The organism is Nocardioides currus (genome assembly GCF_003057875.1).
In the GTDB taxonomy this organism is placed as follows: Bacteria; Actinomycetota; Actinomycetes; order Propionibacteriales; family Nocardioidaceae; genus Nocardioides; species Nocardioides currus.
This window is the reverse complement of sequence record NZ_PYXZ01000002.1, coordinates 700,146-717,814: the sequence shown is the minus strand read 5'-3', so window position 1 is coordinate 717,814 and position 17,669 is coordinate 700,146. Positions and strand designations below refer to the sequence as shown.

At 69.0% G+C, this 17,669-nt stretch carries 17 protein-coding genes; 10 read left to right on the top strand and 7 right to left on the bottom strand.

Translation table 11 applies throughout. The features are described from left to right. Nucleotides 1-98: 98 nt before the first annotated feature. The gene (locus C7S10_RS08585) at nt 99-4,928 is read right to left on the bottom strand and encodes a DEAD/DEAH box helicase (protein WP_108343951.1); all 4,830 of its coding nucleotides are present in this window, start codon (nt 4,926-4,928) and stop codon (nt 99-101) included. Between the two features lie 114 nt (nt 4,929-5,042). On the opposite strand from C7S10_RS08585, the gene C7S10_RS08580 reads away from it, so the two are divergent. Together C7S10_RS08580 and C7S10_RS08575 are read left to right on the top strand one after the other, a co-directional pair. Further along, on the top strand, nt 5,043-5,273 hold the full coding sequence (locus C7S10_RS08580) for a hypothetical protein (protein WP_108343950.1): 231 nt from the start codon (nt 5,043-5,045) through the stop codon (nt 5,271-5,273). A gap of 73 nt (nt 5,274-5,346) precedes the next feature. Next, nucleotides 5,347-5,670, top strand: coding sequence for a hypothetical protein (locus C7S10_RS08575; RefSeq protein WP_133176467.1), 324 nt, complete (start codon nt 5,347-5,349; stop codon nt 5,668-5,670). A gap of 35 nt (nt 5,671-5,705) precedes the next feature. On the opposite strand, the gene C7S10_RS08570 is transcribed toward C7S10_RS08575, so the two are convergent. Further along, nucleotides 5,706-7,007: a hypothetical protein gene (locus C7S10_RS08570; protein ID WP_133176466.1), complete on the bottom strand. Its 1,302-nt coding sequence runs from the start codon at nt 7,005-7,007 to the stop codon at nt 5,706-5,708. Then, the gene (locus tag C7S10_RS08565; RefSeq protein WP_108343947.1) at nt 7,004-7,366 is read right to left on the bottom strand and encodes a hypothetical protein; all 363 of its coding nucleotides are present in this window, start codon (nt 7,364-7,366) and stop codon (nt 7,004-7,006) included. The genes C7S10_RS08570 and C7S10_RS08565 overlap by 4 nt, the downstream gene beginning before the upstream one ends. Nucleotides 7,367-7,603: 237 nt before the next feature. Between C7S10_RS08565 and C7S10_RS08560 the strand changes: the two genes are divergently transcribed. From C7S10_RS08560 to C7S10_RS08545, 5 genes are all read left to right on the top strand, one after another. Then, on the top strand, nt 7,604-7,792 hold the full coding sequence (locus tag C7S10_RS08560; protein ID WP_108343946.1) for a ribbon-helix-helix domain-containing protein: 189 nt from the start codon (nt 7,604-7,606) through the stop codon (nt 7,790-7,792). Continuing rightward, nucleotides 7,789-9,096: a YfjI family protein gene (locus C7S10_RS08555; RefSeq protein ID WP_108343945.1), complete on the top strand. Its 1,308-nt coding sequence runs from the start codon at nt 7,789-7,791 to the stop codon at nt 9,094-9,096. The genes C7S10_RS08560 and C7S10_RS08555 overlap by 4 nt, the downstream gene beginning before the upstream one ends. Before the next feature lie 133 nt (nt 9,097-9,229). Next, on the top strand, nt 9,230-9,379 hold the full coding sequence (locus C7S10_RS22165; protein ID WP_165807085.1) for a hypothetical protein: 150 nt from the start codon (nt 9,230-9,232) through the stop codon (nt 9,377-9,379). A gap of 127 nt (nt 9,380-9,506) precedes the next feature. Further along, nucleotides 9,507-9,932, top strand: coding sequence for a hypothetical protein (locus tag C7S10_RS08550; RefSeq protein ID WP_108343944.1), 426 nt, complete (start codon nt 9,507-9,509; stop codon nt 9,930-9,932). A gap of 142 nt (nt 9,933-10,074) precedes the next feature. After that, nucleotides 10,075-13,083 carry a hypothetical protein gene (locus tag C7S10_RS08545; protein WP_108343943.1) on the top strand — a complete coding sequence of 1,003 codons (3,009 nt, stop codon included), beginning with the start codon at nt 10,075-10,077 and terminating at the stop codon, nt 13,081-13,083. A 31-nt stretch (nt 13,084-13,114) separates the two neighbouring features. Here the strand turns inward: C7S10_RS08545 and C7S10_RS08540 are convergent, their stop codons facing one another. The 4 genes from C7S10_RS08540 to trxA all read right to left on the bottom strand — a co-directional run bounded on the left by C7S10_RS08540 (nt 13,115) and on the right by trxA (nt 14,709). Beyond that, the gene (locus tag C7S10_RS08540; RefSeq protein WP_133176465.1) at nt 13,115-13,450 is read right to left on the bottom strand and encodes a hypothetical protein; all 336 of its coding nucleotides are present in this window, start codon (nt 13,448-13,450) and stop codon (nt 13,115-13,117) included. Between the two features lie 145 nt (nt 13,451-13,595). Continuing rightward, entirely contained in the window at nt 13,596-13,862 is a 267-nt protein-coding gene (locus C7S10_RS08535; RefSeq protein ID WP_108343941.1) for a metal-sensitive transcriptional regulator, read from the bottom strand. Further along, nucleotides 13,862-14,290 (bottom strand): DUF302 domain-containing protein, encoded by a 429-nt coding sequence (locus C7S10_RS08530; protein WP_108343940.1) that lies wholly within the window; start codon nt 14,288-14,290, stop codon nt 13,862-13,864. Before C7S10_RS08530 ends, C7S10_RS08535 begins: the two co-directional genes overlap by 1 nt. Beyond that, a complete protein-coding gene (gene trxA / locus C7S10_RS08525; protein ID WP_108343939.1) occupies nt 14,287-14,709 on the bottom strand; it encodes a thioredoxin in 423 nt (140 codons plus the stop codon). The genes C7S10_RS08530 and trxA overlap by 4 nt, the downstream gene beginning before the upstream one ends. A gap of 278 nt (nt 14,710-14,987) precedes the next feature. Here trxA and C7S10_RS08520 point away from each other — a divergent pair, with 278 nt between their 5' ends. From C7S10_RS08520 to C7S10_RS08510, 3 genes are all read left to right on the top strand, one after another. Continuing rightward, nucleotides 14,988-15,308: a rhodanese-like domain-containing protein gene (locus tag C7S10_RS08520; protein WP_108343938.1), complete on the top strand. Its 321-nt coding sequence runs from the start codon at nt 14,988-14,990 to the stop codon at nt 15,306-15,308. 82 nt (nt 15,309-15,390) lie between these two features. Then, the gene (locus C7S10_RS08515; protein WP_207769288.1) at nt 15,391-16,827 is read left to right on the top strand and encodes an MBL fold metallo-hydrolase; all 1,437 of its coding nucleotides are present in this window, start codon (nt 15,391-15,393) and stop codon (nt 16,825-16,827) included. After that, the gene (locus tag C7S10_RS08510; RefSeq protein ID WP_243395273.1) at nt 16,824-17,654 is read left to right on the top strand and encodes a sulfite exporter TauE/SafE family protein; all 831 of its coding nucleotides are present in this window, start codon (nt 16,824-16,826) and stop codon (nt 17,652-17,654) included. The genes C7S10_RS08515 and C7S10_RS08510 overlap by 4 nt, the downstream gene beginning before the upstream one ends. The last annotated feature ends 15 nt before the right edge of the window (nt 17,655-17,669 follow it).

Here is a 17,669-nt window from a genome sequence, read left to right as displayed (position 1 = left end):
CCTCACGGACATGGCGATCTTCCCCTCCGTCGTGGCCGACACCTGCTGTCTCGACCGTGCGGCGAACCTAGCCACACCCACCGACACCGGCTGCGCCGTCAGTTGGACGCGCGCTGGTCCTCGGCGACCACGAGTGCCGGCAGGGCGTCGACGATCTTCATCGTCTCGACGCTGACCGTCACCACCCGGGCAAGTAGATCCAGGATGTAGCGCGGGTCGCCGACCTCCCTCGACCAGTGGTTGGGGTCGTTGACGATGCCGGACGGCTTGTCGGTCTTGACCCAGTAGCGGTCGATGATCCACTCGATGGCCGACCGCGCGCCGAGCTGGTAGCGGTACGCCTCCTCCGGGATGCCCGACAAGGTGATCCGATCGTTGAAGTGGATGACCGTACGGTCGTACCTCTCCCCCGCAGCCTTCTGCTCTGCCGAGGCCTTGCCGAACGTCATCTTCTTGGCGCCCACGGCGTAGAAGTCGTAGGGGTCACCGGAGGCCCCTACCTCCAGGCCAGCGAGCGGGTAGGGCTCCACCGTCTCGTAGCCGATGTGCAAGGCGCTCAGGGCGCGCCCGGCGTCAGCGAACGCCCGCGCGGCCTCAGGTGTGGCCACCAGCGGTATCCGAGGCAGCATCTTCTTCAGGTCGGCGGCGTACCGCTCGCGGTAGTCCGACGAGTGCAGCAGGCCGTAGACGTAGAAGAACACGTCGTCCTTGGTCCACTCCGGGCCGTAGGCAGTCTGCCAACGCTGCAGGGCCTCGTCGGTGACGTTGTCGACGCGGCGGTGGCCCTCGACGATGTCGGCCATGGGCCCGCCGTCGCCGAGGTCGAGAGTGTCCTCGCTCAGTCGCTGCCATGACCAGCGGGCGAAGTACTGACCCCCCGACCCCGCACCTGTGACGTGCAGGTCCGGGAGTGCATCGCTCGTGAGCACTCCGAAGGGGTTCGCCGAACCAGCGCCGACGTTGTAGAAGCCGACGTTCGGGTGCAGCGGCGTCGGGAAGAAGGCAGGCAATCGGTAGACCATGTCGTTGAGCGCGCGGTCGAAGTAGGCGACCTGCTTGGTGAAGGGCCGGTACAAAGCGACCTGCTCTGCGTCATGGCGAAGGTAGTGGGCGCGGCTGCGCTCGTGATCTGCGATCAGGCTTCGGTTCCAACTGATGCGAGTCTCGTCGGCAATGCGATGTCCTGCGGCCACGCCCTCGTTGTACGCGTCGACCAGCCGCTGCATGTTGGTCGCCAAGGCCTTCTTGCTGGCGTTGTAGCACCAAGCGTCGCGGTTCGTCTTCAGCCCGCCAGAGTAGAGCGCGAAGACACTTGGCGCGCGCTTGTCTCCCACCGGCATGAACGTGTCGAAGTCCTCGGCCCGCTGACGGGCCCAGTCACCGTGTGCGTTCGGAGTCAGAACCACAGCCTCGAGGCCACTCAGGGTCGCAGCGTCCGCCACCTTGTCGAGCTTCTCCTCCCGCGTGAGGTAGTCCCCGATGTCGGTGTAGTGAATCGCGGCCGGCCCGGAGGCCGCCGGGTTCTTGACCAACACGGTGACGGCGACCGTTGCTCGTGAGCCTCCGCCGAACACCTTGCCGCCTTCTCTCCTGGCCTGTTCGCCGGCGGTGCGTTGGTTGCCTCTCAGGTTGAGGACGTGGATGGCGGAGAAATCCTCAGCGAGGCTGAGCCTCATGCCGTCGGTGGTGTTGGCGTCGAGCCATCCGCCGTTGGTCACGAAGGCGATTACGCCACGATCCTGGATGCGTAGCGAGGCCCACTTGATGGCGCGGATGTAGGAGTCGTAGAGCGAGTTCTTGTTCGTGGCGGTCGACCGGGCGGCGTACGTGTCCCGGATCGCGGCGTCGATGGTCGGGTAGGACTGGTTGGCGTTGTCGTCGTTCGCGGAGTCCTGCCCGACCGAGTAGGGCGGGTTGCCGACGATCACCGTGATGGGCAGGGCGCGCTGCCGGGCGATGCGCTCGTTGTTCTCCGGGAAGATGTCGAGGTCGTCGCGGTCACCGTCCTCGTAGGACTGGAACGTGTCGGTGAGGACCAGGCCCGGGAACGGCTCGTAGGTCGGGACGGCGTCGCCGAAGTCGTCGCGCTCCTCCCCCAGCACTGGGGCAAGCTCCCGGCGCACGTCGGCGTAGATGGTCTCGATGTTCACGGCGGCGATGTAGTACGCCAGCAGCACCATCTCGTTGGCGTGGAGCTCGTAGGCGTACTTGCGGGCAAGGTCGTGGGGCTCGATGAGGTCGGACATCAGCAGCCGGGTGAGGAACGTACCGGTGCCGGCGAAGCCGTCGAGGACGTGGACGCCGCGGTCGGTGAGGCCCTGCCCGAACTCCGCGCGGAGGACCTGGTCAGCAGAGTGGAGGATGAAGTCGACGATCTCGACGGGCGTGTAGACGATGCCGAGCCGGTCGACCGTCCGCGAGAAGGCGGCGGAGAAGAACCGGTCGTAGAGCTCGATGATGACGCGCTGCTTGGCGTGCGCGTTGTCGAGGCCATCCGCACGTCGGCGGACGGACTCGTAGAAGCGGTCGAGCTTGGACTGCTCGGCGGCGAGGTTGTGCTCGTCGAGGGAGGCGAGCATGAGCTCCATGGTGCGGGCGACCGGGTTGTGCGCGGTGAAGTCGAAGTCGTCGAAGAGGACCTCGAAGATGGGTCGCGTGATGAGGTGCTGGGCGAGCATCTCGATGGCCTCGTCGCGGGTGATCCCCTCGTTGAGGTTGCCACGCAGGCCGGCGAGGAACTCCGCGAACTCTTGGGCGGGGTTGGACTCGGGGTCCTTGAGGAGGCCGTTGATGCGGGTGATGTGGGCCTGGGCGATGTCGGCGACGTCCTTGGCCCAGGTCTCCCAGTACTTCCGCTCGCCGACCTTCTGGACGATGCGGGCGTACATGGCGTCGCGGAAGCCGTCGAAGCCGTAGTCGAGGGCGAGCTGTTCGCTCTCGGGCTCGGCTGGCCGCGCGGCCCGATCGGGACGCGGGGTGACGTCGATGATGCGGAGCCGGTCGGGCTTGCGCTTGTTGAGCTCGATCTGGTTGATCATGGCGTGGAAGCGCTCGTCGTGTGAGCGAAGAGCCTGGAGGACCTGCCACACGACCTTGTAGCGCTCGTTGTCCCGCAGCGCCTCCTCCGGCGAGACGCCGGAGGGCACGACGATGGGCAGGACGATGTAGCCGAGCTGCTTGCCGGGGGCCTTGCGCATGACTCGGCCAACGGACTGGACGACGTCGACCTGCGAGCCGCGCGGCGTCAGGAACAGCACCGCGTCGAGGGCGGGGACGTCGACGCCCTCGGAGAGGCAACGGGCGTTGGTGAGGACTCGACACGCATCGACCGGGGGCTCCTCCTTCAACCACGCGAGGTGGGTGTTGCGCTCGTGGATGCCCATGGTGCCGTCGACGTGGCGGGCCTCCACGCGCAGGTCCGCGCGGTCGTCCGTCTCGTCCTGCCGGGCGCGGTCCACCATGACGGGGAAGGAGCCGGCCGCGAGCTTGGAGGCCTTGATGTCCTTCGCGAAGGCGACCGCGCGACGCATCGGCGCGTCGTCGCCGCCGAGGTCGTCCTTGCCGAAGTGCTTGCGCAGCCCGTTCCAGCAGCCGATGAGCTTGGCTGCGTCGCCGAGCGCGATCTCGCCGGACTGGGCCATGGCGGACTGGAAGTGCTCCGCGACGTAGGACTCGTCGACGGAGAGGACGAGCACCTTGTAGTCGGTGAGGAGGTCAGCCTCGACGGCATCGCCGAAGCCGAGGCGGTGCAGCTCCGGACCGAAGATCGTCTCATCGCTCATGTCGGCGAGGAGGGCCTCGGCGTCGGTGGCCTTCTTGCGGACCGCGTCGCCGAACACCCGCGGCGTCGCGGTCATGTAAAGCCGGCGGTCGGCCTTGAGGTAGTCGCCGTCGTGGACCTTCACGAAGTGGGACTCGTCCTGACCGGCAAGCGTCACCCCGGTCGTGCGGTGTGCCTCGTCACAGACGACAAGGTCGAAGCCGGGCACTCCCAACCGCTGGGCCTCGGCAACGACGTCGATGGACTGGTAGGTCGCGAAGACGACGGTCATCCGTGGGCTGGAGTGGCGTCCGACGCCCATGCGTGCGGCGAGGGTCGCGGCGTCGGTGGTGGCCGGCTCGGTGAGGTCGACCGTCGAGAGGTCGGCGTCGTCGGAGGTCTTGCGGCCGACCCGGACGTCGGAGCAGACGGCGAACGGGCGGATGTCGACCTCCCGGTTGACCATCCACTCCCGCAGGCTCTGGCTCATCAACTGGATGCTCGGCACAAGGAACAGCACCGACCCCCCGACACCCACGAGGTCCTCGGCGATGCGCAGGGAGGTGAAGGTCTTGCCCGTGCCGCAGGCCATGATCATCCGGCCGCGGTCTGCCGTTGACAGGCCGCGGCGTACGTCGTCCAGTGCGCGCGACTGGTGCGGCCTCAACGTCTTGGGGCCGGTGGTGGGGAGCACCTCAGGGGTCGACCAGGAGTAGCCGGACCAGTCGATCCCCGCGTCCTCCATGTAGCCGATGTCGACCCGCTGGACGGGGACCATCTGGCCCTCCAGCGTCTCGTCGGCGTTTCTCGACCAGCCCTTGGCAGTGTCGAAGATGTACCTCGCGCTGAACTCCGCCTTGGACGAGGCGGAGAGGAAGGAGTCGATGTCGCCCTTCGACACGGTGCTGTTCTCGTCGTAGAACTTGCACTGGATGGCGGCGAAGGTGTCGGTCTCACGGACCCTGGCGACAAGGTCGATGCCGGTGTCGGCGCGCGTCCCACGCTCGGGCCACTCGGTCCAGGTCCAGACGTCGTCGAACTTCGCCGTCCACTCCGGGTCCGTGCGCAGGAACGACTGCACCAGTCGCTCGAACTTGTCCCCCTTGTCGCGCTCATCGAGGGCCGAGGCCCGAAGCTCCCCCAGGACTTCGTGGATCGTCACCGACATGCGCGTGATTGTGCCTCACGCCGGACGGCCTCGCGGCCGAAGCCGGCGATGGGGCACTCCGCCGGATCGACAGGAGGGCTCGCCGACGCTCAGGCGCCGGGCTAGATTCACCGCATGAGCGGGCGTGCGACGACCTACGACATCGAGCTCTCCCCTGTCGCGCGTCAGCTCGGGGTGACGTACCTGCACGACGTCGACCTCATCGCCGACCAGGAACCCGCAGTAGGCGACCGGCTCGTCCTTCGCGACGAGGGTCTCGCTCTCTGGGATGCCGAGGTCGTCGCGCTCGAAGAGGTCCGGTTGGGACACAAGTACCGACTCCACATCAGCCCGCGCTCCGGGTAGCAGCGGCGCGACCGAGTCCACAGCCGGCGGCCGGCTGCGCACGGATGTCGTGACCACCCGCGACCCTGACAGCATGAGCACCCCTGACCAGCGCGCCCAGTGGCGCCGACGTGCGACCTGGTTGACGCAGCTGGGCCTCGCCCCCGACGACCCCGCGCCAGCGGAGATCGTCGAGGACGTCACCCATGCTGCGCTCCAGCTCCTGAACGAGATCGAGCGCCTCGAGGACGAGCTCCGGGAGTCGCGCAGCATCGGCGTCTGGCTCTACGACCACCTCTCCCCCGGAGCCCGCATCCTCCTCGGCGACGTGTCCGAGTGGCCGTGGCTCGTCTCCGACACCGATGGCCCCGGACCTGACGGTGACCCCGCCCCGCAGGGGCACGACAACGCAGAGTGAGGAGGAGCGCATGGATGCGCTCCTCCTCACTGGTTCTACGGGTGCATGAGGGCAATGCCCTCGGTCAGGGTCTCCCTGACCTTCTGCTGGGTGTCTCGTCCGAGGACGATGAGCTTCTCGAGCGAGTTCTTGGCCTGGTTGGCCAGGCGGCCGACCTCGTCGAGCTGGCTGATGCCGGCGAGGGCGACGTTGAGACGCGCCTCGACCTGGTCGAGGTCGATCTCGGACCCGTCGTCGTGTCTGACCTTCAACATCGCCACGTGCTCGCGAAGAAGAAGGTAGATGAGTTCCACGCTCGCCGGCTGCGAGCAGCTGACGACGTACGCACAGGTGTCGACACGGGCGAACGATCCGCCACCAGGCACCTCAGCATCGGTCGGGACGAGCACGAGACCTCCGGCCGCGTCTCGGACGCGACACGCGTTGGCGACCTCGTCGCGGTGTTGCTTGGCCGACAAGGGCCTGGTTCTCGACTTCGCCTCCACGACGAGCCGGACCTGCCGGCCGTGGCCGGTGATGGCCTGGGACAGCGTCACCACACCATCGCCCGAGCGACGCGTGCCCCCTGCGCCCGGCTGGCTGCCGGTGCGCTCGAAGAGGTCACCGGCGGCGGTGACGACGTCGTGGCAGAGCGCCATGGCGTCGTCCTCGTTGGCGGCTCCGATCGCGCGGCTGCTCTTGGCGCCAGCGGTCTTGGCCACCTGTGCGGCCTCGACCAGGCCCTTCACGAGAGCCAGCTGCTCGCCGAGCTCACGTCGCGTGCCGCCCAGCTCCTCGAGGAGGTCCTGCCGCAGCATGCGGACGGGTCCCTCCCGATCGAGGCTGAGTGCGTCACGCACCGACTCGGAGTGGCGCGCGAGCGCCGTGGTGATCTCCTGGACTCCGGCATCCTGGACGGCTCGAGCTGCCTCCATGACGCTGGCCCGGACGTTTCCGGCCTGGCCGGCCAGAGCGGCCTCAACCTGGGCTGGCAGCTTGTCGAGGACGGCACCTGCCGCTCGGGCCACAGCCTCCTCGCCCCCGCGGAGCCGGGTCAGCGTCTGGTCGAGGCTGGCCAGCGCCGCTCCGGACTTCTCGTCCACCCGATCGGCGAACGCGTCGAGGGTGCGGGTGAGGCTGCCGGTGTCGATGCCGGCTGTGCCGAGCGAGAGCGCGACCAGACCGACGGGGATTGCCCGCCGGACAAGGTCCGCGGCCGCTTCGGGACCGTGCTCGGACATGTGGGACCGGACGAGCGCCGCCGCCTCACCGTGGGTGACCGAGAGGTCGTGGATGACGACCGTGTCGGTGTTCACTGCGACCGGAGCTGCTCCCTGCGGGATGTGGGCGACGGTCATCGGGCACCTCCCAGACCAGCCGGCAACGGCAGGTCAGCCGGGAGGCCGAGCCGTGCCTTGCGGCAGATCAGGCAGTCCTCGGGCGGGGTCTCCGCCGTGTGCATCAGGGCGGCTTCCCAGCACCAGAGCTCGTCAAGCACCAGGTACGCGTCGTCCAGCCGGTCGCTGAGGACGTCCTCGACCTGCAGTTGCAGGTCACGCAAGGACGCCTCGTCGGGGCTGTGGTGCGCCGCCGCGGAGGCGGTGCGGTAGGCGAGCTGCACCCAGAGGTCGAGGAGACGCTGGGTCTCCCGGTCACGGGGTGGAGCCGGGGTGGCGGCCAGCGCGAGCGCGGGCTGCGGCTGGTTCGTTGGTGTCACGTGGACCCTCCAGCGGGTGTCGACCGCAGCAGAAGGGGCCGGATGCCCCCGCCGTCTGCGGGGGCTCTGTTGTGTGGCCCACTGCCACAGGTCTGCGCGGAGGCGCCCGACACAAGAAAGTGGTCCAGATCACACAAGAAGGGGGGTGAGCCTGATTGCGGAGTGATCGACGACGGCGACTTTCAGTAGTCGTCGCGACAGCGGCAACCCATCTGCCCGATCACACCGAGGATCCACATGCCCACCTCCACGCAGTCCCCCATCACCGTCTCCCCCGCGCCCGCCAACGACGTCGCGATCGTCGTCCGCCTCCCTCAGGACCTCCGTGAGGCCCTCAAGGCACGCGCCGCAGCCGAGGACAGGTCCGTGGCCTCGGTCATGCGCCTGGCGGCACGGCAGTACGTCGAGAGCGAGGTGACCCTGTGACCGCCCAGACGCTGCAGCCGGCGGTCACCGACGGCGCTGCGGCCTCCGACGCGTCGTACGAGCTCTTGGGCCGCCTGCGCCTGGCGAGCCGACTCGACAGCCGAAGCACGCCCCCTGAGCTCGGCCCGGACGCACTGCACGGGATCTCCGGACGGATCGTCCAAGCCCTCGCCCCCCTCACCGAGGCGTCGCCCCCGGCGATGCTCCTGACCCTGCTCGTCTCCTTCGCCGCCATGGTGGGGCGCAGCGCCTACGTGAGCGTCGGGCACCAGAAGCACTACCCGATCCTCTTCGGCGTGGTGGTCGGATCATCAGCCCGGGCGCGGAAGGGCACGTCAGCCGCCGCGGTCCGGCCTGTCCTGGACGCCGCCGACGGGGACTTCATGGCCACGCGACACATGCGAGGTGGCATCCAGTCCGGTGAAGCCCTCATCCAGGCACTCGCGTCACTGGCCGAGGGTCCAGAAAACGACGGGGATCAGCGCCTCCTTCTGACCGAGGAGGAGTACGGGCGTCTGCTCACCGTCGCAGGACGGCAAGGCTCGATCATCTCCCCCATCCTGCGGTCGGCATGGGACGGCGACGCGCTCAGCGCTCGGACGAGGGCGGCAACGCTCGTGGCCGAGCACCCCCACCTGTCCGTGCTTGGCCACGTGACGATCAACGAGCTCAAGGCGGTCCTGAAGCCGGTAGACATCGCGAACGGGTACGCGAACCGATTCATCCACGTCCTGAGCCACCGTGGCGCGCTCCTTCCTGAGCCCGGGCGTCTGGCCCCGGCCGAGGTCGATGCGTTCGGGACGGAACTGCGCGCTGCGGTCACCTTCGCTCGCAGTGCCGGCGAGGTCGCCCGCAGCAAGGCGTTCAGCCAGCGGTGGGACTCGCTGTACAACATCGTCGAGTCACAGCCGTCCGGCGGCGACGTCTACGACTCGCTCACCGTCCGGGCGAGCCCCCAGATGCTGCGCCTCGCCACGATCTACGCGCTGCTCGACCAGTCGACGACGATGGAGCCGGTCCACCTCAGCGCTGCGGCGGCGCTCTGGGAGTACTCCGAGGCGTCCGTCGCCCACATCTGGGGAGCCACCCTCGGCAACCCCGACCTGGATCGCCTCTACTCCGCAGTGTCCGCAGCCGGCGCCGCGGGCCTCAACCGAACCCAGGTCAGCGAGGTCTTCTCCAAGAACAAGGCCAGGTACGAACTGGACGCGCTCGTCCTGAAGCTCGTCGACCTGGGCATGGCGACGGTGTCGTCCCGAGCGTCCGGAGGGAGGCCCAGCTCCATCCTGACGGCCGTGCGCTGACGAAGGAAACGAAGGAACGAAGGAGCCGGCGGGCTTCTTCGTTCTTTCGTTTCCTTGGTGGCCGGCGTCGCGTACTGACCATGAAGCGGCCGGCAAGTTGTCCTCCCGGAAGGAGCGCTCACAGGTAGCGGACATGGCCGCCCCCACCTATGCCCTCGCCCTGCAGTCGTACCTCGACGAGCTGACCCGAGCGCGCACCCTCACCCCGGACCAGCTCGTCGATGAGCTCGGGGCCACGACCGCGATGTGGGCAGCTGTGACCGTCTGCTCGTCCGCGACCTGACCTGACTGCCAAGTCCCCCGGGCCCGAGCATCAGGACTAGGTCGGTCGACCACGGGCGCTGCAGCGCGGTGCCGCGCGCGCACCGTGACGGTGAGCGTGCACCTCCCGGCACAGAACAGGAGTAGGCGTGGAGATCCAGCAGGCCGATACGGTCGCCGTCGCCCTGATGACCGCTGCCAGCGTGCATGACGACACCTGCGCCGTCCTGGCCACCCGAATGGCCTTCGCGCACGTGGACGACCGTGTGCTCGTCGCGTTCTGCCTGGTCGAGGCCTGCTGGTCGTGGGCGCCGCCAACCGCCTTGAGTGACCACCCCGTCCTCGGCCCGGCGCTCCTCTCACTACGAGCCAGCGACGCCCGGGCCGTTCGGTCCGCGTTGGTCTCCGCGATGAGCGGCAAGACCCCCGGCACCTACGCCGCGCTCCTCGTTCAACTCGCGTACGGGGCCGTGCACCTCGTCCCTGACATCAGCGAGCGGCTGCGGGCCCGGGGCCTCACCATCGCAGTCGACCCAGACGACGCGGCGACGAGGCTGGCAGGAAACGGAAGCTGAGCTTCTGACCCTCTACCTTGAAGGTCTTGCCCGGGGTGGAGGAGTCCCTACCCATCTCGGTGAGCCAGAACTCCTCCATCGATCCCATTGCGTCAGGAGACCTCGCAGGCACGGTGCACCGCACCTACCCGAGGAGGACCCCTTGACTCTGTACACCGCCCGTAAGGTCTACAACCCGCTCGCCACCAAGCTCGGCGCCGGCCGGCCGACCAGCGGTCACCTGATCCGCTACTCCCTCGTCGGCGACGCCGGCGGCAGCGCCGGTCAGCGCGACTCCCACTTCAGCATCTACGGCGGCGACCCGGACATCGCTGCGATCAGCCAGTTCCCCGACGCTGCTTGGGACCCTGCCCAGCCCGACGTCGGAGCGACGCACGGCATCACGTGGATCACCATGGCCGACCTCCATCACGACGCGACCGGTCATGAGCCGATCGCCGCGGTCGTCTGCGTGGGCGACGTGGTGTTCCTCAACATCACGCTGTCCTCGACGATCAAGCACATCGTCCGCCTCGACGGCGAGGACCTGAACGGCGTCACCGTGCTGGTCATGTCGCTGCTCAACCACTTCCCCACCCTCCGGGAGGTCTGCTGGGCCGACGACGTCACCCGGGCCGGTCGCGATCGCGCCGACTGGTCCACCATCACCAACAAGTGCAAGATTCGTGACGTCTCGATGGTCTTCGGCGGACAGCGCTACGACCAATCCATCCCCGGCGATGAGCTAGCCCTCGGCGCCCTCGGCCTCGTCGGCGGAAGCGACGACCCCAACCGTCGCCGGCGCATGACGGGCAAGCGGCTCATGAAGTACAAGGCCGGTGGTGCGGCCCTTGCCGAACTTCAGATGCCGTACGGCTGGTGCCACAAGAAGGACAAGCACGGCCGCTCCGTCGAAGAGGGCAACCGCGGGCTCGTCCCGGAGGCCCAGCCTGAGATGGCACCGGTCATCGCGAGCCTCTACCAGGCCCACGCCGACGGCGAGACCTACCAGGACATCACCGCGCGCCTCGCGGCGTACGAGGCAGAGCGCCTGATCGTCCGCCGCGACCACACCGACCTCGACAACACCTTCGCCCGAGCACTCGGTGACGACAACGCGTCCTACGGCGCCGCGAAGAGCTTCTTCACGCGGAGTGACTCGAACCCTCCCGCGATCCCCAGCGACCTCGACATTGCCCGCTACCTGGAGGGCGAGGACCCGGCCGACGTCTTCGATGCCGACGTCCGCTTCTTCATCGCGAAGGTCGAGCTCATCAGGACGGGCCGGTACTTCCGGCGCCTCAACAACGACATCCGGGGCCGCAACATCGTCCTCGACGGGATCCCGGCCACCTACCGCGACGACCTCGACGAGTACGGGTACTTCGACGTCCTCTCCGCGTCCTGGGGGTGGCCCACGGATGAGCAGGGCAACGAGATCCCCCGCTTCGGCGTCCCTGACCGCGTCTGCCGCCAGGTGGCCGCGCGACTCCTGCGCGAGCTCCGAGCTCCCAAGGCGCCCACCGGTGGACAGGCCCACCACACGCCGACTCGCCGCGCTCTTCAGTGCTTCCCGAACTGGGTCGTCCCGCCGGGCCACCTCGGGTCGAAGTACGACGACGAGCCCACGCAGTGGGGCGTGCAGGCCCGCGTGAACAACAGTGGGCGGGCCAACGCCATCCTGCTGTTCCGGCGTGAGTCGGCCGCTGCGGGCAGCCGTACCGGCCGCGGTTGGTCCTACTTCGGCGTGGGTGAGAGCCGCCCCGACCACACCGCCGCCACGTTCTCCCTGCTCGAGCTCGAGGCCTCCGTCGCCTCCCGCCTCGACCACGGCGTGAGGAGCCTGCTGGACCCCACGACGATCGCCCAGCTCACAGAGGCGCAGCGACGCAGCGACGACGCCGACCCCACCACGACCTGGCGCCACCAGATCGCACTGAAGACAGCGGCCAGGACGCCGCTGGAGGACGAGATCAAGGGGCACCGCACGATGGCAGCCATCAGCGCAGCAGCAGGCGACGAGGACGAGGCCAAGGCCTACGCAGCCCAGGTCACCGAGGTGAAGACGAAGGTCGCCGCGTACGACGCTGAGATCGAACGGCTTCAGGAGAAGATCCGCAAGCACGAGTCCGGATCCGCCAACGTGCGACACGACCACACCGACGTCTCGGTCGCTGCCCACCTCGTCGCCGGACTCGAGTCGGCCGCACGAAACAACGGAGAAAGCCCCTCCAGGTTCGGCACCCTGTGCGACGAGACCTTCATCGAATGGCGCTTCCACGTCGACGGTGACGACGTCCTGTGGTCCTGCACCGCGCTGCTCCCACTCGCGTCCGGCGGACAGGCTCAGCTCCCCCTCACGGGCCGTATCCGCAACGTCCGCACCCGCACCGGACGCAACCTCGCGAACACCGAGACCGTCGTGCGCTACCTCTTCGAGGAGGGCCGCGAGCTGACCGCAACGGCAGACCTGCTGCAGGTGACCCGCGCGACGCTGCTGAAGAAGCGAGTCATGCCTTGGCTGGTAGTCAACGGCGTCACCTCCCGGGGTGCCAAGTGCGCCCTCGTTGACCACCCGATCTCCGAGGTCCGTCAGGAGCTCCACCGGTGGGTGACGGGGGCGGCAGGCGACGGCACCAAGTCGCCCACCAGCGCCTACACGGAACGGCTTCGTTCGACCTACACGGATCCAGGCCTCGCGTGGGGCGACGCTGCGGTTCCGGATGAAACCGTCTGGATCGCCGGCGCCATCGCGCTTCTCACGGTGGACACAGCCACGCGACGGAACGGCCTTCCGATCCTCGACGTCGCACTGGCCCTGGGCAGGACCGAGGACGAGATCCGGGAGCTGGTGAAGCCGCAGCGACGATCCGGCGGCTTCACGCGGCCCGTCTACCTGATGTACGCCAACCAGGACAAGACGCACGTCAAGGCGATCCCTTGCCCGCACGGCAAGTGCCGCCGCCGTCGGCATGCGGACCACGTCGTCCTGCTCCCCGAGGTAGCTGCCAGCGGCTACGGCGTCATCTGCGCGCACTGCCGTCGCACCCCGGCCGAGTATGGTGCCTGGCCGTTGACTCAGTACCCCACCGCCTACCTCGGCGGGTGGACTAGCGCCGGCGTCAGCGGGAGCCTCCGCGAGGCTCCTCGCACAATCCGGAGCCCCCGATGACGTCGGTGCGAGCAGCGATCGTCCCGGGACTTCAGCGCCCCGTACCCATCGCAAGGGAGCTGTAGGGGCGGCTGCTGAGGATGACCGCGCCGCCCGGCAAGTCCTCTTCGTCGAAGAGCACGGTCGCGATGTGGCCCGACTGCTCTTCACACGCACGAAGGATCAGCGCGTCCGACATGGTCGGCGTCCACATCAGCGTCCCGTACCGGAAGACCGGCAAGTGCGGATCGGGCAGGCCCGGGGCGTCGTACGTCCAGAAGCGGTCGGGCTGTTCGGAGACGAAGCTGGGAGCGGCGCTGTTGCACAGGTGGACCGCTAGAGAAGCAGGAATGGACAGGGTCAGGGTGAGGGTCTTGTTCTCGGTCATGACGCTCACCGTTGCGTTCCTCAGGGGATGCGCAATCAGCTCCATCAGGACTCTCCACCGTGACGCGGACGATTGCCTGAAGCCTCGGCACGACGCCCGCATGCCGCCGTGAAGTCCCGCGTCCGTAGGGAGTCCTCCCAGCGGCTCACGCCAGCGACAGGAAGAGCTTCTCCATCTTCTTCACGTCGAGGCTGTCCACATCGCCGTCGCCTTCGGTGAGGCACTGCTGGAGACCGGACGCGACGATGGCGAACCCGGCCCGGTCGAGGGCCTTGGAGACGGCGGCGAGCTGGGTGACGACGTCTTCGCAGTCGCGGCCTTCCTCGAGGAGCCGCAGGACGCCGGCGAGCTGGCCCTGAGCGCGCTTGATGCGGTTGATGACCGGCTTCATCGAGGTGGGGTCGAGCTCCATCACTTCTCCTGGCTTTCGGGGGTCTGCGCGGCAATGACGGCGAGGGCTGCGGTGAGGCGCTGCTTGGCGTCGGCGGCCACGGAGGCGAGGGCGCCGTCGCCCGAAGGGGAGCCCGCGAGGCCCATCATTGCGTCGGGGTCGAACGCCTCCACGACGGTGGTGCTCTCGCCGGTGGACCGGACGACGACGTTGCACGGCAGGACGGCCGCGATCGACGGGTCGACGCTGATGGCCTCGTGGGCGAGCTGCGGTCGGCAGGCGCCGAGGATGATCTGCGGGGGCAGGTCGACGTCGAGCTTCGCCTTCATGGTGGCCGCGAGGTCGATCTCGGTGAGAACGCCGAACCCCTGCTCGGCAAGAGCATGGCGGGTGAGGTTGACGGCTTCGTCGTAGGGCAGGTCGACGGTCGTGCTCATCGTGAAGGTCATGCGCCCATCCTCTCGGCCCCGGTGTGAGCGTGGTCGTCGCCGTGGCCGTGCGACTGTTGGTTCTCCCTGGCCTGGGCGTCGCGCATGGCGGCCTGTACGTCGAGGTCGCGCACGGACGCGGTGAGCTCGTTCAGCGCCGCGGCCGGGAGTGCGCCGGGCTGGGAGAACACGAGCACGCCGTCCTTGAACGCCATGAGCGTCGGGATGGAGGTGATGTGAGCGGCCGCGGCGAGCTGCTGCTCGGCCTCGGTGTCGACCTTGCCGAACACGATGTCGGGGTTGGCGGCGGCTGCGGCGTCGTAGACGGGCGCGAACTGGCGGCACGGGCCGCACCAGGCGGCCCAGAAGTCGACGAGCACGATGTCGTGCTCGGTCACGGTCGCCTCGAAGGTCCTGGCGGTCAGGTCCTGCGTGGTCAAGGAACCTCTCCTTGTCGTCGCGGCGGTTGCTGGCAACCAGTGCAACCACGATACCCCCCTCCGTATGCCCGCAGCAGCCGTGAACGCCATCACGCGCGGCGTCGCCCCCACTTCCCGAGCGTCAGGCCGGCCCATGCAGCAGGCCATGGGCGGGCCGCCGGCGAGCCTCGATGGTGCTGTGCGACCGTGGTTTTGGATACCCCCGGGGGTGTGTGTATGTTCCTCGTGTCGATACCCCACCGGGTATCACCCGAGAGCACCACGGAAGGACGACCGCCATGACCAACCAGACACCTGAGGTCGACGTCGACCAGCTCGCCGCAGCCCTCGACAGCGGCGCCGCCCTCGTGGACGTTCGCGAACGCGGCGAGTACGCCCAGGTGCACGTGCCCGGCGCCGTGCTCATCCCGATGGGACACCTCACGGCCCGCATGACCGAGCTCGACAAGACCGCACCCGTCTACGTCATCTGCGCCAGCGGGAACCGCTCGAGCGCCATGACGGACCTGCTGCGCGCCAACGGACTCGACGCCTACTCCGTCACCGGAGGCACCCAGGCCTGGGTCGCGTCCGGCCGAGCCGTCGGCGTCGGCCTGTAGGGCCCGCCCCGCCCCGACCCACACCCCCACCGCGAACCCGCCGCCCGCACAGGCAACCGCACCGCTCGTCGAAGGAGAACCCGTGACTACTGACATCACCTCGGACCCGGCCTCGGACCTGACCATCCTCACCATCGAGACCCCCACCCTCGGCAACCGCGGCTACCTGGTCCACGACGGCGAGGTCGCGTTCGTAGTGGATGCGCCCCGTGACTTCGACCGCGTCACGGCGCTTCTCGACGAGCACAACGTGCGGCTCACCCACGTCGCGGAAAGCCACCTGCACAACGATTTCCTCACCGGCGGCTACGCGCTCGCGCAGGCCACCGGTGCCCAGTACCTCGTCAACGGCGAGGACGACGTCTCCTTCTCCCGTACCCCCGTAGCGGACGGAGACGTCATCGAGGTGGGTGGACGTATGCGCCTCACGGCGCTGGCAACCCCCGGCCACACGTTCACCCACCTCTCCTACGCGTTGACCGACCTCGCCCACGATGAACCCACCGGCAAGCAGCTGGCCGTGTTCACCGGCGGGTCCCTGCTCTTCGGAGCCACCGGCCGACCGGACCTCCTCGGCGCCGAGCACACCCAGGACCTGGTCCACCACCAACACGCCTCAGCGCACAAGCTCGCAGACCTCCTCCCCGACGACGCCGAGGTGCTCCCGACCCACGGGTTCGGGTCGTTCTGCTCCGCCACCCAGTCGGATGCCACCTCCTCGACCATCGGCCGGGAGAAGACCGCCAATCCCGTCCTGACGCAGGATGAGCAGACGTACGTCGACGAGCTGCTGGCCGGCCTCGGCCCGTACCCGGCGTACTACGCCCACATGGCGCCAGCCAACGCTGCCGGCCCGTCCGCGCCCGATCTGTCCCCGCCCGCGAAGGCCGACGCAGACGAGCTGCGTCGCCGCATCGAGGCCGGCGAGTGGGTCGTGGACCTCCGCAACCGCACCGCGTTCGCTGCCGGTCACGCGCCCGGGTCGCTGAACTTCGGCCTCGACGGCGGGTTCGTCACCTACCTCGGCTGGCTCATCCCGTGGGGCACCCCCGTCACCCTCCTCGGCGAGACACCCGACGACGTCGCCGAGGCACAGCGTGAACTGGTCCGCATCGGCATCGACCGCCCCGCCGCGCACGCCACCGGGAAGCCCGAGAACTGGTCCGACCGTGAGCTGAGTTCGTTCCCGACTGCCACGTTCGCCGACCTGGCACAGGTGCGCCACCACCGCGAGGTCGTCATCCTCGACGTCCGCCGCGCGGATGAGTACGAGGGCGCGCGGATCGCCGGCGCCGTCAACGTGCCTATCCACGAGCTCCCCCAGCGTCTGGCCGACGTTCCGGCCGGAGAGGTGTGGGTCCACTGCGCAGGCGGCTACCGAGCCTCGGTCGCGGCGTCGTTTCTCTCGGCCGCTGGGCGGAACCTCGTCGCGGTGGACGACAGCTTCGACAACGCAGAGCAGGCCGGACTCCACCTGGTGGGACCCGACGCAGGGTCCGACGCAGGGTCACCGACGTGATCTTCGCACTCCTGGCCGCCGTCGTCGCCGGCGCGTTCATCGGGCTCAGCCTGGGAGCGCTCGGCGGCGGCGGGTCCATCCTCGCGGTCCCCGTGCTCCTCGCGCTCGGGCAGTCCGCGACGCAGGCCACCACCGGGTCCCTGGTCGTCGTGGGCGTCACCTCTCTGGCGGGCGCTGTGACCGCCCACCGAGCAGGGAACGTCCTCCTCGCGCGCGGTGTCACGTTCGGCGCGGTCGCCATCGGCGGCGCGGTCCTCGGGGCGCATGCGTCCGCGGCCGTGCCCGAGCCGGTGCTGCTGGCTGCGTTCTCCGCCCTGATGCTGGTCGTGGCCGGCCTGATGACCGCCCGGCAGCTGCGCAGCCGCCGCGGTAGGTCCGCCGGAGCGCACGCTGACCGGCCGCGGCTCGACGAGCCCATCATCACGTTCAGCCCCACCTTCATGTGCCAGTGCCCGCGAGCCCTCAAGGTGCTCGTCACCGCCACCACCGTCGGGCTGCTCACCGGGTTCCTCGGCGTCGGCGGTGGGTTCCTCGTCGTCCCCGCCCTCGTCCTCGCCCTCGCGCTGCCGATGGGCTACGCCGCGGGGACCTCGCTGGTAGTCATCACCATCACCAGCACCGCGGCCCTCGCCACCCGTGCCGGCACTGGCATCGCACCCGACTGGTGGCTAGTCGCCGCCCTCACCGTCACTGCCGTCGCCGGCTCCATCGCAGGCGCGCGCGTCGCCGCGCGCACCGACACCGCCCGGATCTCGACCGCCTTCACCGGCCTGGTCCTCCTCGTCGCTGCGTACACCGCCGCGACGGCCGTCCCAGCCCTCACCTGACCCCCGTCCGACCTC